The 15,272-nt window shown below is 69.7% G+C and carries 11 protein-coding genes and 2 tRNA genes; 2 read left to right on the top strand and 11 right to left on the bottom strand.

Annotated features, from left to right (window positions below; genetic code table 11):
• Positions 1–64: 64 nt before the first annotated feature.
• Positions 65–137, bottom strand: a tRNA-Ala gene (locus tag AB0E24_RS12815).
• A 118-nt stretch (positions 138–255) separates the two neighbouring features.
• Here AB0E24_RS12815 and AB0E24_RS12810 point away from each other — a divergent pair.
• Both AB0E24_RS12810 and AB0E24_RS12805 read left to right on the top strand, forming a co-directional pair.
• Positions 256–801, top strand: a complete 546-nt coding sequence (locus tag AB0E24_RS12810) for a helix-turn-helix domain-containing protein (RefSeq protein ID WP_069861242.1) — start codon at positions 256–258, stop codon at positions 799–801.
• 45 nt (positions 802–846) lie between these two features.
• A complete protein-coding gene (locus tag AB0E24_RS12805; protein WP_359376590.1) occupies positions 847–2,616 on the top strand; it encodes a serine/threonine-protein kinase in 1,770 nt (589 codons plus the stop codon).
• Positions 2,617–2,815: 199 nt separating this feature from the next.
• Here the strand turns inward: AB0E24_RS12805 and AB0E24_RS12800 are convergent, their stop codons facing one another.
• From AB0E24_RS12800 to dnaN, 10 genes are all read right to left on the bottom strand, one after another.
• Positions 2,816–4,171, bottom strand: a complete 1,356-nt coding sequence (locus tag AB0E24_RS12800; protein ID WP_359376587.1) for a hypothetical protein — start codon at positions 4,169–4,171, stop codon at positions 2,816–2,818.
• A 203-nt stretch (positions 4,172–4,374) separates the two neighbouring features.
• A complete protein-coding gene (locus AB0E24_RS12795) occupies positions 4,375–4,509 on the bottom strand; it encodes a DLW-39 family protein (RefSeq protein ID WP_003958712.1) in 135 nt (44 codons plus the stop codon).
• A gap of 191 nt (positions 4,510–4,700) precedes the next feature.
• Positions 4,701–4,774: transfer RNA gene (locus tag AB0E24_RS12790), tRNA-Ile, on the bottom strand.
• Positions 4,775–4,835: 61 nt separating this feature from the next.
• On the bottom strand, positions 4,836–5,600 hold the full coding sequence (locus tag AB0E24_RS12785; RefSeq protein WP_435865272.1) for a DUF3566 domain-containing protein: 765 nt from the start codon (positions 5,598–5,600) through the stop codon (positions 4,836–4,838).
• 3 nt (positions 5,601–5,603) lie between these two features.
• Positions 5,604–8,228: a DNA gyrase subunit A gene (gene gyrA, locus AB0E24_RS12780; protein WP_079258286.1), complete on the bottom strand. Its 2,625-nt coding sequence runs from the start codon at positions 8,226–8,228 to the stop codon at positions 5,604–5,606.
• 42 nt (positions 8,229–8,270) lie between these two features.
• A complete protein-coding gene (gyrB, locus tag AB0E24_RS12775) occupies positions 8,271–10,301 on the bottom strand; it encodes a DNA topoisomerase (ATP-hydrolyzing) subunit B (RefSeq protein ID WP_069861235.1) in 2,031 nt (676 codons plus the stop codon).
• A 308-nt stretch (positions 10,302–10,609) separates the two neighbouring features.
• Positions 10,610–11,167 carry a DciA family protein gene (locus AB0E24_RS12770; RefSeq protein ID WP_079258284.1) on the bottom strand — a complete coding sequence of 186 codons (558 nt, stop codon included), beginning with the start codon at positions 11,165–11,167 and terminating at the stop codon, positions 10,610–10,612.
• Entirely contained in the window at positions 11,164–12,306 is a 1,143-nt protein-coding gene (gene recF, locus AB0E24_RS12765) for a DNA replication/repair protein RecF (protein ID WP_093702349.1), read from the bottom strand. Before recF ends, AB0E24_RS12770 begins: the two co-directional genes overlap by 4 nt.
• Before the next feature lie 55 nt (positions 12,307–12,361).
• Positions 12,362–13,243: a phosphogluconate dehydrogenase (NAD(+)-dependent, decarboxylating) gene (gene gnd / locus AB0E24_RS12760; RefSeq protein WP_069861229.1), complete on the bottom strand. Its 882-nt coding sequence runs from the start codon at positions 13,241–13,243 to the stop codon at positions 12,362–12,364.
• Positions 13,244–13,341: 98 nt separating this feature from the next.
• Positions 13,342–14,472: a DNA polymerase III subunit beta gene (gene dnaN / locus AB0E24_RS12755; RefSeq protein ID WP_079258282.1), complete on the bottom strand. Its 1,131-nt coding sequence runs from the start codon at positions 14,470–14,472 to the stop codon at positions 13,342–13,344.
• Positions 14,473–15,272 lie beyond the last annotated feature (800 nt).

Below are 15,272 nucleotides of genomic sequence, written 5' to 3'. Positions count from 1 at the left end.
CGATATCAGGGGCGAAACGAAACAGCCAGGACACCGATCACGGTGTCCCGGCTGGCGATGGAGGTGGAGCCTAGGAGAGTCGAACTCCTGACATCCGCCATGCAAAGACGGCGCTCTACCAACTGAGCTAAGGCCCCTTCGCCGATCAGGATACCCGGTACCGACCACCATTCCCGACCGGGTATCGCTCGCGCGTAGACCTCTCCGTAGGATGCCACGCAAGATTCGCGGCAGCGAAGCGAAGGGGAGAGCGAGATGGACGCAACACAGCAGGATGCCACCGCGCGCGCACGGGAGCTTCAGCGCAGCTGGTACGGGGAGCCGCTGGGGGCGCTCTTTCGCCGTCTCATCGACGATCTCGGTCTCAACCAAGCACGTCTCGCCGCCGTCCTCGGTCTGTCCGCGCCCATGCTCTCGCAGCTCATGAGCGGCCAGCGAGCCAAAATCGGCAACCCCGCGGTCGTCCAGCGGGTACAGGCGCTCCAGGAGCTGTCCAGTCAGGCGGCGGACGGCAGGGTCAGCGCCGCCGAGGCGGCCGAGCGCATGGAGGAGATCAAGAAGTCCGCGGGCGGCTCCGTCCTCAACTCCACCCAGACCACGGCGAGCACGGGCGCCCCGACCGTAAGGCGAGTGGTGCGAGAGATCCAGTCGCTGCTGAGGTCCGTGTCGGCCGCGGGAGACATCATCGATGCCGCCGACTCCCTCGCCCCCACCCACCCCGAGCTGGCAGAGTTTCTCCGTGTGTACGGCGCCGGGCGGACCGCCGAGGCGGTCGCCCACTATGAGGCGCACCAGAGCTGACGGGCTGAACTGCTGACGAGTCGATGACGGGGCGGGCACGGCGCGATGGGTGAGATCTTCGCGGGCCGGTACGAGCTGGTGGACCCGATCGGGCGTGGAGGGGTGGGCGCCGTATGGCGCGTCTGGGACCATCGCCGCAGACGGTACGTGGCAGCGAAGGTGCTCCAGCAACGCGATGCCCACACACTGCTGCGCTTCGTCCGGGAACAGGCCCTGCGGATCGATCACCCCCATGTACTGGCACCGGCCAGCTGGGCGGCCGACGACGACAAGGTGCTGTTCACCATGGACCTGGTGGGCGGCGGTTCGTTCGCCCATCTCATCGGGGACTACGGCCCGCTGCCGCCCCGTTATGTGTGCACACTGCTCGACCAGCTGCTCGCCGGACTGGCCGCGGTGCACGCCGAGGGTGTGGTGCACCGGGACATCAAACCCGCGAACATCCTGCTGGAGTCCACCGGGACCGGCCGGCCGCACGTCCGGCTGGGCGACTTCGGCATCGCGCTGACCAAGGGCGAGCCGCGCCTCACCGAGGCCAACTACGTGATGGGCACGCCTGGTTACTTCGCGCCCGAGCAGATGATGGGCGACGACCCGGACTTCCCCGCCGACCTCTTCGCCGTCGGGCTGGTGACGCTCTATCTGCTCACCGGGCACAAGCCGGACGGGGAGGCGCTCGTCAAGCTGTTCGAACAGGGGGTGCCGAACGCGCCCACGGACGTGCCCGAACCGCTGTGGCAGGTGATCGCGGGCCTGCTGCAACCGGACCCCGAGAACCGCTTCCGCACCGCCACGGGAGCGCGGAAGGCGCTGGCGACAGCGATCGATCTGCTGCCCGAGGCCGACCTGGACGACGAGGCCATCGAGGTCTTCGACCATCTCGGGCCGCTGCCCACCGGGTTCGGCCCCGAAGGCCCGACCCGGCCGCGCCGCCGCCATGCGAAGGCCGACCCGCCCCAGGGGAACGGCTCGGCGCCGTCCGGACCTCAGTCCACCGCCGAGACGGCCCCCGCCGTCGGCGCGGCCCCCGCCGCCCAAGCGGACCCGCCCCAGCAGCCCGCCGGTGAGGCGGCTCCTCCTCAGCCGGCCACTCCACAGCCGTCCATGTCCGACACCGGCAGCTTCACCCTCCCGCCACCGCTCCCCCGGAACGACCAGCCACAGCTCCCGCAGACCCCGTCCGACCGGGCCTCGCGCCCCGAGGCCACGCCCGGCCGCACTCCGCACACCCATACGCCCGGGGCTCCTGGGTCTCCCGGGGCTCCGTCCTCCGAAGTCCGGTACACCGGGCCCCCGTACGCCCAGGCGCCCCTGAACCGGACCCCACCGCCCCAGCCCGCGGGCCCGCCGACACCGACGCCCCCGCCACCGGCCGCCCAGCCCGCGACTCCACCCCCGCCGGTCCAGCAGCCGTCGATACCCCACCCGCTGGCCCCGCCGACCCCTTCGACGGCGGCCCCGCTCCCACCGGCACAGCCGCCCGTGCACCATCCGCACCACGCACAGCAGCCCCCACACCCCGTACAGCCGGTGCAGCATGCGCACCCGCATACGCCCACCCCCGCTCCCCATCCGACCGCGGCTCCCTCGCCGACTCCGACACCGACGCCGACACCCACGCCGACTCCGACCCCGACGCCGACGCCGCCCCCGCGTGATTTCCCTTCTACTCGTCCATACACCGCCGAGCGGCCGCAGGTTCCCGTCGCGACCCGGCGACGCCCCGGGCCGTCCCGGAGGGCGACGCTCTCGATCCTGATCGTCGCGGCGCTGTGCTTCGCCGTCGGCGCATGGGCGCTCGTCGCCTCGGGCTGAACAGCGCCCTCCCCTGACGCCCTCTGACGCCCCCTGACGACGCCCCCGCTGACGGCGCCCCGCGACACGCCCCGGAGAAATCAGGCCCCGGCCACCGAACAGACCCGAGCCGCCAAACAGGCCCCGGCCACCAGGCAGACCCCAGCCACCAAACAGACCCCAGGCACCAAACAGACCCCAACCGCCGAACAGACCCCAACTACCAACCCGACGGCGGCCCGTACCGCTGGGACGAGGCCCGGCGCCTGGCGGCGTACGTCCACACGCCGAGCCCGAGCACCAGGGCCGTCCCTGTGCCGATGCCCGCGTACCCCACCACCCGCAGCGCGGCCTTCGAGTCGGCGATGCCGGAGCCGGGCCCCTCCATCCGGTCGTCGTCCGCCGCGGCGTCCGGATGGCGCTTGGCCGCCCGCCGGTCGGCCGCCGTGAGCCCGAACCCCGCCTCGACCGGGTCCTTGTCGTAGCTGGGCCCGCCGCGCGCGGCGCCCGCGACCCGCACCCGCAGGACGACCGGCACCGAGGTGTTCAGATGCGGTGCCACCTGTGGCGGGTTGAGGGTGACCGCCAGGAAGTACCCGCCGCTGAAGCTCATCGCGCGGACCGTGGAGCCGGTGTTCGCATACCGGTTTCCGTAGGCCACCGGCGCGGTGGTCACCTGGGTGCGGGGCGACTCGCCGTCCTGTGCGGCGGGGGTGCCGCGCTTCGCGAGTCCGCGCGCCGGGTTGTAGGCGTGCATCGACAGTGCGCGGTCGAGCAGACGGGTGCTCTGGTCCTTGCCGTCGGCGGACATTTCCGCGACGGCGGAGAGGCGCTGGCCCCAGTCGACGGGCACCCGGTAGAAGTGCGTCTCCCCCGGCGTGATCTCGTCCCCCCACACCCCGGTCCCCAGGGTCGGCGCGTCGGTGAAGCCGCGTCCGCCGCTCCTCGGCCAGGCCGTGCCCTCCGGCGGCTCGGGCGGCGGTGTGCTCGAACTCCCCTCCGGGGCCGCTCCGGTGGCCCCGCCCTTCACGGGTGGCTCCACCATCAGCCGGAGCTCCATGGGCCAGCGCTCCGGGTCCGGCGATCCGTCCTGGCGCTCCACCGTCACCGCATAGCGCCCCGCCTGGTGGCAGGAGGCGGGGCCGGAGTCCGTCTGGCGGGAGGCGTAGTCGGCCAGGGGATAGGCGACGCCACTCGTCTCGACCTTCGGGGAGGCGGTGCCGCAGATGGCCCCGTCAGGGCTCTCCAGCGTCACCTTCACACCGTCGCGGTACGAGGCCACCTCCGCCCCCGGCCGGGGTGCCGCGACCGCCGAGACATAGGCGGCCGACTTCGTGTCGAGCGTCACGCCGTAGTACCGCTTCTCGCCCGGCCCGATGCTGTCGACATAGGTGCGGCCGGCCGCGAGGGAGGGGGCGCCCGTCTCACCCTCGGCGCCGTCTATCCGGGTGCCGCGGGTCTCGTACGCCCGGGCCCCGGCGGCACCGTCGGCGAGGGACGTCCCCGGTGCCGCGGCCACCGCGCACAGCGCCACCGCCGCGGCGAGACCGGCCCTGACCTTGCGGCGGTCCTTCATCGCGCGTCACTCCTCGTCGTACCGGCCGGTCAGCCCGTTCAACTTTGCCTGTGCAAGCTATTCGTTTGCGAGAGTGAAACACGAAGGCCCCCCGACATCCCGTCCCCGACGCCCCCGCGACTTCCCCGTCAGGCGCCAGTAAAGCCGACGGGGCCCCGACCACTCCAGCGGTCGGGGCCCCGTATCGGGACTGTCGTAGGGGCTCACACACCCGAGCCTGCGGGCACGGAGTCGGTCGCCTCCGTCCACAGATCCTGCTCGGCGCGATCCGCCTGGATCTGGCGGTACACGAGGAGCCCGCCGATGGCGGCCAGTGCGACCAGGAGCAGCTTCTTCACTGCGCTACCTCGTCTCTTTCTTGACGTAGGGGACCTCTGGCGCCCGATGATACACACCGACCGATACCGATCGGTGACCTATGACCGGCATTGGCAGGTGAGAAATCGGGAAGGAACCGGGGATCAACTCCCGGCCCTCATACGACATCAGCCTGGACGGAGAAGATCTCCATCCAGGCTGATCGCGACGGTGGGGCTAACAGGACTTGAACCTGTGGCCTCTTCCTTATCAGGGAAGCGCTCTAACCGTCTGAGCTATAGCCCCGCGCTGCACCGAAAGATTAGCGCACCACCTGCCCCGTCCCAAAATCGGTATCGGCGGGCCGCTACTCGTCCTCGGCCAAGGTCAGCTCGACGCCGCCCACGAAGCCCGCCGACAGGTTGTAGATGAAGGACCCGAGCGTGGCCAGCGCGGTCGCCAACACCACATTGATCACGGCAATGATCGCGGTGAACCCCAGGACACGCGGAAGCGACAGGAACGACTCCAGGTCGAACCCGCTGCCCTTCTGCGACTCCGTCGCATCGCTGATGGTGTTGCCCACCGCGCTGAAGACGCCCATGGCGTCCATGACCACCCACAGCACCGCCACCGCGATCACCGTGCAGACGCCCAGCGCGATCGCCAGCAGGAAGCTGACCTTCATGACCGACCACGGATCGACCTTGGCGACCCTCAGCCGCGCCTTACGGGTCCGCGGCGCCTGACGGGCCCCCGCGGACGTACGGGGGCGCCGGACGCCCGTGGCGGCCTGCTGGTGCCCCTGCTGGGCGCCTTGGGCCGACTGCCCGGGCACCCCGGAACCGCCCCGTCCGGCCCCGCCGCCGGGCGGCGGGGCGTATGCCTGCGGCGGGTGGTACGGCTGCGCGGGCTGGGAGGGGGCGGGGCGCTCATTGGGGAGCGGGCTGGCGTACTGGGGGTGCGGATCGCGCTGCGGCCGCAGCTTCCGGGTCTCCGTCACGGCGGACTCCCCGGCCGGGCCACGGGCGCCTTCCCCAGCGGCGGTGCCGCCCACCGAAGTCGGGGCTCCCGGTCCCGGACGCCCTCCGGCGTCCGCACCGCCGCCCGCGGCACCCGTGGCTCCACTCACGACTTACTCCTCGGTCTCGTCGGCCGGGGGCGCTGTGCCCTCGGCCGCCTCGGACGCGGCCTCCTCGGCTGCCACGTTCCCGGACGAGGATTCCTCCTCGACCTCTTCAGCCTCACGACCGGCCTCGGCGTTCCGGGCGATGCCCACGACGGCATCGCGCTTACCCAGGTTGATCAGTTGGACGCCCATGGTGTCACGGCCCGTCTCCCTGACCTCATTGACCCGGGTACGGATCACGCCACCGCTGAGCGTGATGGCGAGGATCTCATCCGTCTCCTCGACCACCAGCGCCCCGACCAGGGAACCACGGTCCTCGACGATCTTCGCTGCCTTGATCCCGAGACCGCCGCGCCCCTGGACGCGGTACTCATCGACATTGGACCGCTTCGCGTACCCACCGTCCGTGGCGGTGAACACGAACGTACCGGGCCGGACCACATTCATCGAGAGGAGTTCGTCATCCTCGCGGAAGCTCATGCCCTTCACACCGGAGGTCGCGCGCCCCATCGGCCGCAGTGAATCGTCCGTCGCCGTGAACCGGATCGACTGCGCCTTCTTGCTGATCAGCAGCAGATCGTCCTCGGAGGAGACCAGCTCGGCACCGATCAGCTCGTCCTCGCGGCCGTCCTCCATCTCCCGGAGGTTGATCGCGATCACACCGCCGGAGCGGGGCGAGTCGTAGTCCTTCAGCGGGGTCTTCTTCACCAGCCCGGACTTGGTGGCCAGCACCAGATACGGCACCGCCTCGTAGTCCCGGATGGCGAGAATCCGCGCGATCTTCTCATCGGGCTGGAAGGCCAGCAGATTCGCCACATGCTGGCCGCGCGCGTCGCGTCCGGTGTCCGGGAGCTCGTACGCCTTCGCCCGGTAGACCCGGCCCTTGTTGGTGAAGAACAGCAGCCAGTGGTGGGTGGTCGAGACGAAGAAGTGGGAGACGATGTCGTCCTGCTTCAGCTTCGTCCCGCGCACGCCCTTGCCGCCGCGCTTCTGCGAGCGGTAGTCCTCGGTCTTGGTGCGCTTGACATAGCCGCCACGCGTGATCGTGACGACGATGTCCTCCTCGGCGATCAGGTCCTCGATGGACATGTCGCCGTCGAAGGGGACCAGCTTGGAGCGCCGGTCGTCGCCGTACTTCTCGACGATCGCGGTCAGCTCCTCGCTGATGATCTGCCGCTGCCGCTCCGGCGAGGCGAGGATCGCGTTGTACTCGCTGATCTTCGCCTGGAGCTCGTCGTGCTCCTGGATGATCTTCTGACGCTCCAGGGCGGCCAGCCGCCGCAGCTGCATCTCCAGGATCGCGTTGGCCTGGATCTCGTCGATCTCCAGCAGCCCCATCAGGCCGCCGCGCGCGGTGTCGACCGTGTCGCTGCGCCGGATCAGCGCGATGACCTCGTCGATCGCGTCCAGGGCCTTGAGCAGACCGCGCAGGATATGCGCCCGCTCCTCGGCCTTGCGCAGCCGGAAACGCGTCCGGCGGACGATGACCTCGACCTGGTGCGTGACCCAGTTGCGGATGAACGCGTCCAGCGAGAGGGTGCGCGGCACACCGTCGACCAGCGCCAGCATGTTGGCGCCGAAGTTGGTCTGAAGATCCGTGTGCTTGTAGAGGTTGTTGAGCACCACCTTGGCGACCGCGTCCCGCTTGAGCACGATGACCAGGCGCTGGCCGGTGCGCGAGGAGGTCTCGTCGCGGACGTCGGCGATGCCGCCGATCCTGCCGTCCTTCACCAGGTCGGCGATCTTCTGCGCGAGGTTGTCCGGGTTCACCTGGTACGGCAGCTCGGTGACCACCAGGCACTGCCGGCCCTGGATCTCCTCGACCTCCACCACCGCGCGCATGGTGATCGAGCCGCGCCCGGTGCGGTACGCCTCCTCGATGCCCTTACGGCCGACGACCAGCGCCCCGGTCGGGAAGTCCGGGCCCTTGATCCGGTCGATCAGGGCGTCGAGCAGCTCCTCCTGCGTGGCCTCGGGGTTGGCCAGGGCCCACTGGGCGCCCTCGGCCACCTCGCGCAGATTGTGCGGCGGGATGTTGGTGGCCATGCCGACCGCGATCCCCGCCGAGCCATTGATCAGCAGGTTGGGGAAGCGGGCCGGCAGGACCGTCGGCTCCTGGTTACGGCCGTCGTAGTTGTCCTGGAAGTCGACGGTCTCCTCGTCGATGTCCCGGAGCATCTCCATCGACAGCGGCGCCATCTTGCACTCGGTGTACCGCATGGCCGCCGCGGGGTCGTTGCCCGGGGAGCCGAAGTTGCCGTTGGAGTCGACCAGCGGCATCCGCATGGACCACGGCTGGGCCAGCCGCACCAGCGCGTCGTAGATCGACGAGTCACCGTGCGGATGGTAGGTGCCCATGACGTCGCCGACGACGCGGGCGCACTTGTAGAAGCCCTTCTCGGGGCGGTACCCGCCGTCGTACATCGCGTACAGCACCCGGCGGTGCACCGGCTTGAGGCCGTCCCGGACGTCGGGCAGCGCACGGCTGACGATCACGCTCATCGCGTAATCGAGGTACGAGCGCTGCATCTCCGTCTCGAGGCCGACCGGCTCGACGCGGAGGGCGGCGCCTTCGGCGAGCTCGTCGGGGGTCTGGTCGTCGGGCGTGTTCGGGGTGTTCTCGTCGGCCATTGCTGGTCAAAATCCTTCTGTCGTCTGCGGCTGGGGGCCGACTCAGATGTCGAGGAAGCGGACATCCTTGGCGTTGCGCTGGATGAACGAGCGCCGTGCCTCGACGTCCTCACCCATGAGAACCGAGAACAGGTCGTCGGCCTGTGCCGCGTCGTCCAGCGTGACCTGGCCGAGGACGCGGTGGTCCTGGTCCATCGTGGTCACTCGCAGCTCTTCGGCGTTCATCTCGCCCAGACCCTTGAAGCGCTGGACGGAGTCGTCCCTGATGCGCTTGCCCTGTTCACGGCCGGCCTGGATCAGCGCGTCCCGCTCCCGGTCCGAGTATGCGTACTCGACCTCGTCCCGGCCCCACTTGATCTTGTAGAGGGGCGGACGGGACAGGAAGACATGGCCCGCCTCGACCAGCGGGCGCATGAAGCGGAAGAGGAAGGTCAGCAGCAGGGTGTTGATGTGCTGGCCGTCGACGTCGGCGTCCGCCATCAGAATGATCTTGTGATAGCGGAGCTTGGTGATGTCGAAGTCCTCGTGCACCCCGGTGCCGAAGGCGGAGATCAGCGCCTGGACCTCGTTGTTCTGGAGGATCTTGTCGACCCGGGCCTTCTCGACGTTGAGGATCTTGCCTCGGATCGGGAGGATCGCCTGATACTGCGGGTTACGGCCGGACTTGGCCGAGCCGCCGGCGGAGTCACCCTCGACGATGAAGATCTCGCACTTCGCCGGGTCGTTGGACTGGCAGTCGCTCAGCTTGCCCGGCAGCGACGCGGTCTCCAGCAGCCCCTTGCGGCGGGTCAGATCGCGCGCCTTACGGGCCGCGACGCGGGCCGTGGCCGCCTGGATCCCCTTGCGGACGATGTCCGCCGCCTCATTGGGGTTGCGGTCCAGCCAGTCGGCGAGATGCTCGTTGACGATCTTCTGGACGAAGGTCTTGGCCTCCGTGTTGCCCAGCTTGGTCTTGGTCTGGCCCTCGAACTGTGGCTCGCCCAGCTTGACCGAGATGATCGCGGTCAGGCCCTCGCGGATGTCCTCGCCCGTAAGGTTGTCATCGCGCTCCCGGAGCAGCTTCTTGTCGCGCGCGTACTTGTTGATCAGGTACGTCAGCGCGGCGCGGAAGCCCTCCTCGTGGGTGCCGCCCTCATGGGTGTGGATGGTGTTCGCGAAGCTGTAGACACCCTCGGTGTACTGCGCGTTCCACTGCATCGCGAGTTCGAGGGAGAGCATCCGCTCCTTGTCCTCGGCCTCGAAGCCGATCACCGTGGGGTGGACCAGCTCGCCCTTGCGGGAGTTGAGGTAGGTGACGAAGTCGACGATGCCGCCCTCGTAGTGGTACTTCACGGAGAGCGGCTTGCCCTCCTCGTCCACATGGGCCTCGCGCTCGTCCGTGAGCGAGATCGACAGCCCCTTGTTGAGGAACGCCATCTCCTGAAAGCGCCGGGCCAGCGTCTCGAAGGAGTACTCGGTGGTCTCGAAGACGTCCGGGTCCGCCCAGAAGGTGACCGTGGTGCCGGTCTCCTCCGTGGCCTCGTTCCGGGCCAGGGGCGCGGTCGGCGCTCCCGTCTTGTAGTCCTGGGTCCAGCGGTAGCCGTCCGTCCTGACCTCGACCGACACCTTCGACGACAGGGCGTTGACGACGGAGACGCCGACGCCGTGCAGACCGCCGGAGACGGCGTAGCCGCCGCCGCCGAACTTGCCGCCCGCGTGCAGCACGGTCAGCACGACCTCCACGGCCGGCTTCCCCTCCGAGGGGACGATGCCCACGGGGATGCCACGGCCGTTGTCGACGACGCGTACGCCGCCGTCGGCGAGGATCGTGACCTCGATGCTGTCGGCATGACCGGCCATGGCCTCGTCGACGGAGTTGTCGACGACCTCTTGGACGAGGTGGTGCAGGCCGCGCTCACCGGTGGAACCGATGTACATACCGGGTCGCTTGCGGACCGCCTCCAGCCCCTCCAGAACGGTGATCGCACTGGCGTCGTACGACGGCGAAGCAAGTGCCTCGTCATCGGGCGTGGACGGGATGTTTTCGATGGGGTTGCCGGAATCGGCCACGAAGCGCCCTTTCTGGCACAGCACGAGCCGTCTCCGGACAGGCGGGAGCGGCTGCGTCGTTCAACATGTGTCCGCAAGCGCTCGGTGCGCCAGCGGCGACGGTGTACGGCCCCAGTCTACCGGTAGCGCCGACAAGAATGGGGGCTTGCTGGCGCCTGAGTCCGCATGTGCCGCCCTGAACCGCCCGCCGCCGACTCCCCATATGCGGGGACGGGCTCCAAGAGGCTCACACCGCCACTCAGCGCTTCGGGCTGTCAACCACCGGCTACCGTGACCGGGGTCTCAGCAGTCACCCTGTTACCACCGGTTAACACGAGGGCACGAGCCCCTGCTCAGCCGTAGGTGTCCCCGGGTCCTGTGGAGCCCGGGGAACGCAGCGGGCCATAGCGGCGGGGCGGGCCGCCGGGGCCCAGAACCTTGATCATCTTTACGGTGCCCTGGCCCAGATCCGCGTTCAGCCGGGCCACGAGCTGCGGGGCGAGCAGCCGCAGCTGGGTCGCCCACGCCGTGGAGTCGCAGCGCACCGTGAGCACCCGGGCGTCCTCGTCATAGCGCTGGGGCTCGCAGTGCTGGGCCACCTCGGGCCCCACCATCTGGGGCCAGCGGCCCATCACCCCGCCGACCGCGGCCGGGGTCTCCCAGCCGCGCTCGGTGATCAGCCGGTTGATCGCCGCACCGAGCGGAAGCGGATCGCGGCCATCGGCGCGTGCGCCGGAGCGCAGGCCCCCTCTGCGCGCCTGCTTCTTCTGCTGGGCCGCGGCCCCCCGGGCGCGCGCCTGCTCCTTGGCGGCGCGCAGCGCCACCCGCGCGAGATCGACCCCCGACGGCTCGGGCGCCGAGGGTTCGGGAACCGGCGAAGGCCGCCCTGGCTGGTCCATCCGGTCCGTCATACGCGCCGCACCTCGCCATCGGACACCGCGTAGCGCGTGCCGGCCAGCACCTGCGGGACGTCGTCCTCCACCGCCGCGGTCACCAGCACCTGCTCCCCGGGGGCGACCAGCTCGGCCAGCCGCTCTCGGCGCCGCGCGTCCAGCTCCGCGAAGACGTCGTCCAGCACCAGCACCGGCTCGCCCGCCTCGGTGCGCAGCAGATCGTAGGAGGCCAGCCGCAGCGCGAGGGCGTACGACCAGGACTCGCCATGGCTGGCGTAGCCCTTCGCCGGGAGCCGGCCCAGCTTGAGGACCAGGTCGTCGCGGTGCGGGCCCACCAGCGTGACCCCGCGCTCGACCTCCTGCTTACGGGCCTGGGTGAGGGCGGCCATCAGCAGCTCGTACAGCTCCTCGCGGCTGCCCGCGTCCGTCAGGCCCTCACCGGCCGAGCCGCGGTACTCCAGCAGCACGGGGCCGCCGCCCGGGGCGAGTTGCTCGTACGCCTTGTCCGTGAGCGGCTGGAGCACGGAGATCAGATCGAGCCGCTGGGCGAGCAGCTCGGCACCGGTCCTGGCCAGATGCTGGTCCCAGACGTCGAGGGTGGACAGGGCCGCGTCGCCGCCACCGCCGCGCGAACCGTGGCGCCGGGCCAGGGCGGCGGTCTTCAGCAGGGTGTTGCGCTGCTTCAGCACCCGGTCGTAGTCGGAGCGGACTCCCGCCATCCGGGGCGCCCGCGCGGTGATCAGCTCGTCGAGGAAGCGACGGCGCTCGCCCGGATCGCCCTTGACCAGGGCCAGATCCTCCGGCGCGAACAGCACCGACCGCAGGATCCCCAGCACATCACGCGGTCTGACCTGCGAGGACCGATTGATACGGGCGCGATTGGCCTTGCCCGGGTTGAGCTCGAGCTCGACCAGCTGCTGCCGGTCCCCCTGGACGACCGCGGCCCGGACCACGGCCCGCTCCGCGCCCATGCGCACCAGCGGGGCGTCGGAGGAGACCCGGTGGCTGCCGAGGGTGGCGAGATAGCCGACGGCCTCGACCAGATTGGTCTTGCCCTGGCCATTGGGCCCGACGAAGGCCGTGACGCCCGGGTCGAGAGCCACCTCGGCCCGGGCGTACGAGCGGAAGTCGGCGAGCGAGAGATGCGTGACGTGCATAGTGAGCTGCGCCGACCTCCCCCGGCAGGACTGCTTGCTCCACCCCGCGGGGTGGTTACTTCTCGCTGCTCTCGACGGCGTGGCCGCCGAACTGATTGCGCAGCGCGGCGACCATCTTCATCTGCGGCGAGTCCTCCTGGCGGGAGGCGAACCGGGCGAAGAGCGACGCGGTTATCGCGGGCAGCGGCACGGCGTGGTCGATCGCGGCCTCCACGGTCCAGCGGCCCTCACCGGAGTCCTCCGCGTAGCCCCGCAGCTTGGACAGGTGCTCGTCCTCGTCCAGGGCGCGGACGGCCAGGTCCAGCAGCCAGGAACGGATGACCGTGCCCTCCTGCCAGGACCGGACGACCTCGCGGACGTCGGTGACCGAGTCCACCTTCTCCAGCAGCTCCCAGCCCTCGGCGTACGCCTGCATCATCGCGTACTCGATGCCGTTGTGGACCATCTTGGCGAAGTGGCCCGCGCCGACCTTGCCGGCGTGGACGGCCCCGCCCTGGCCCTCGGGCTTGAGCGCGTCGAAGATCGGCTGGACCCGGGCCACATGCTCGGCGGCGCCGCCGTACATCAGGGCGTAGCCGTTCTCCAGGCCCCAGATACCGCCGGAGACACCGCAGTCGACAAAGCCGATGCCCTTGGCGTTGAGCTGCTCGGCGTGTTTCTCGTCGTCGGTCCAGCGGGAGTTTCCGCCGTCCACGACGATGTCGCCGGGCGACAGCAGCTCGGCCAGCTCATCGATGGTGATCTGGGTGGGGACGCCCGCCGGGACCATGACCCACACCACACGCGGGCCCTTGAGCTTGCTGACGAGCTCATCGAGGCTGTGGACATCGGCGACGTCCGGGTTGCGGTCGTATCCGATGACGGTGTGGCCTGCGCGGCGGATGCGCTCGCGCATGTTGCCGCCCATCTTGCCGAGGCCGATGAGACCGAGCTCCATCAGTGATCCTTCGTAGTCCCTAGCGTTTCGCGGTGAATCCGAGCCTACGCCCGCGGGTAGCCGCACAGATGTGGGCTACACCTGCTCATTCGTTCGCCTCAGCCGCTCAGCCGGACCGGCATGATCAGGTACTTGTACGCCTCGTCCGCCTCGGCGTCCATGGCGGGCTTGCCACTGAGCAGGGCGGGCTTGGTCGAGGTGGTGAAGGACAGCTGGGCGACCGGCGAGTCGATCGCGCTGAGCCCGTCCAGCAGGAACGTCGGGTTGAAGGCGATCGAGATGTCGTCGCCGTCGAGCTGGGCGTCCACCCGCTCCACAGCCTGTGCGTCGTCGCTGGATCCGGCCTCCAGGATCAGCACCCCCTGCTCGAAGGTGAGCCGCACCGGGGTGTTGCGCTCGGCGACCAGGGCCACACGCTTGACGGCCTCGACGAACGGGGGGGTCTCGATCACCGCGACCGAGTTGAACTCGGTGGGGAAGAGCGTGCGGTACTTCGGCAGGTCGCCCTCGAGCAGCCGGGTGGTGGTACGGCGCCCGGCGCCCTCGAAGCCGATCAGGCCCTCGCCCGCACCCGAGCCGGAGAGCGCGAGCGCGACGGTGTCACCGCTGGTCAGCGACTTGGCGGTGTCGAGGAGCGTCTTGGCGGGCACCAGCGCGACGGCGGAGATGTCGGGGGTCTCGGGCTTCCACAGGAACTCGCGGACGGCGAAGCGATAGCGGTCGGTGGAGGCCAGCGTGACGGTGTCGCCCTCGATCTCGATCCGCACACCCGTGAGCACCGGCAGGGTGTCGTCACGGCCGGCGGCGATGGCGACCTGGGCCGCGGCGGCGGCGAAGACCTCACCGGGGACGGTGCCGGTCGCGGTCGGCATCTGCGGCAGTGCCGGGTACTCCTCCACAGGCAGGGTGTGGAGTGTGAATCGCGAGGAGCCGCAGACCACGGTGACCCGCACCCCGTCGGTGGAGATCTCCACCGGGCGGTTGGGAAGGGCGCGGCAGATGTCGGCGAGAAGGCGGCCGGAGACGAGGACCGTGCCGTCGTCCTCGATGTCGGCCTCCACGGAGACGCGGGCGGAGACCTCGTAGTCGAAGCCGGAGAGGCTGAGCGTGCCCTCCTCCGCCTTCATCAGGATGCCCGCGAGGACCGGCACCGGCGGTCGGGCCGGGAGGCTGCGGGCCGTCCAGGCCACCGCCTCCGCGAGTACATCGCGCTCCACCCGGATCTTCACCGTAAGCCGCCTCCTGCTGTTGCTGGCTCGCCCTGCTGGCCTTCGTCGTCGGCTGAGTCGCCGGAGACCAGTCTGACGCACGCCAGGGACAGTCGGTGCGGCTCGGGGTCAAGTCGGTGCACGGGGTGTCGGGCGGCTCGGCCCGAGGTTGTGCACAGGCCCCACTTCGAAGCGATTTCCCGGCTAACTCTATGTGGTCGTAGTAGTAGGGCCTGTGGAAACCGTGGAAAACTCAATACGCCCTGGTCAGGGGCGGTTTTTTATCCACCGTGCCTGTGGGCGGAGGCAGTGGACAACCGGGGCTTTCTGTGGATGCCGAAGAGTTCTGCACATGCGATACACAGACATCGGCCGGTTCTCCCCAGCGTCGTCCCCAGTTTTACCCACCTTCCCCACAGCCCAACCCGCCTCCTTGGTGTGACGCCTTTCACTCTCGCCGGTGACCGTGGCCGTTTCGTTGCCGAACAGTGGACAGCGGTGTGGAGAAGCTGTGGGCAATGGGCCTTCGGCTGTGGGTTGCCTGTGGACAAGCTGACGCGCGGCCTGTGGGCAGCTCGGTCATCCACAGTCTGTGGACTTCGGATAGCCACAATTCCACAACCACCTGACCTCGGGCGATGCCCTGCCCACCGCACACCCTGTGGACAGGATCGGGACAACTCATATGTCCCCAGGGTGTGGACGGTGGATGAGCTGTGGATCTGTGGAGAACCGGGTCTCCCGGACGGCGAATCGAACAGCTTCGTAGCCATGAACGACCACGCGCGGGGTGACGCGTGGCCCATGAACAGCGATGAACG

Origin of the sequence: Streptomyces malaysiensis subsp. malaysiensis, from assembly GCF_040653035.1 — a bacterium.
Lineage (GTDB): Bacteria > Actinomycetota > Actinomycetes > Streptomycetales > Streptomycetaceae > Streptomyces > Streptomyces malaysiensis.
The sequence above is the reverse complement of the archived record's forward strand: the minus strand, read 5'-3'. Positions and strand labels throughout refer to the sequence as shown.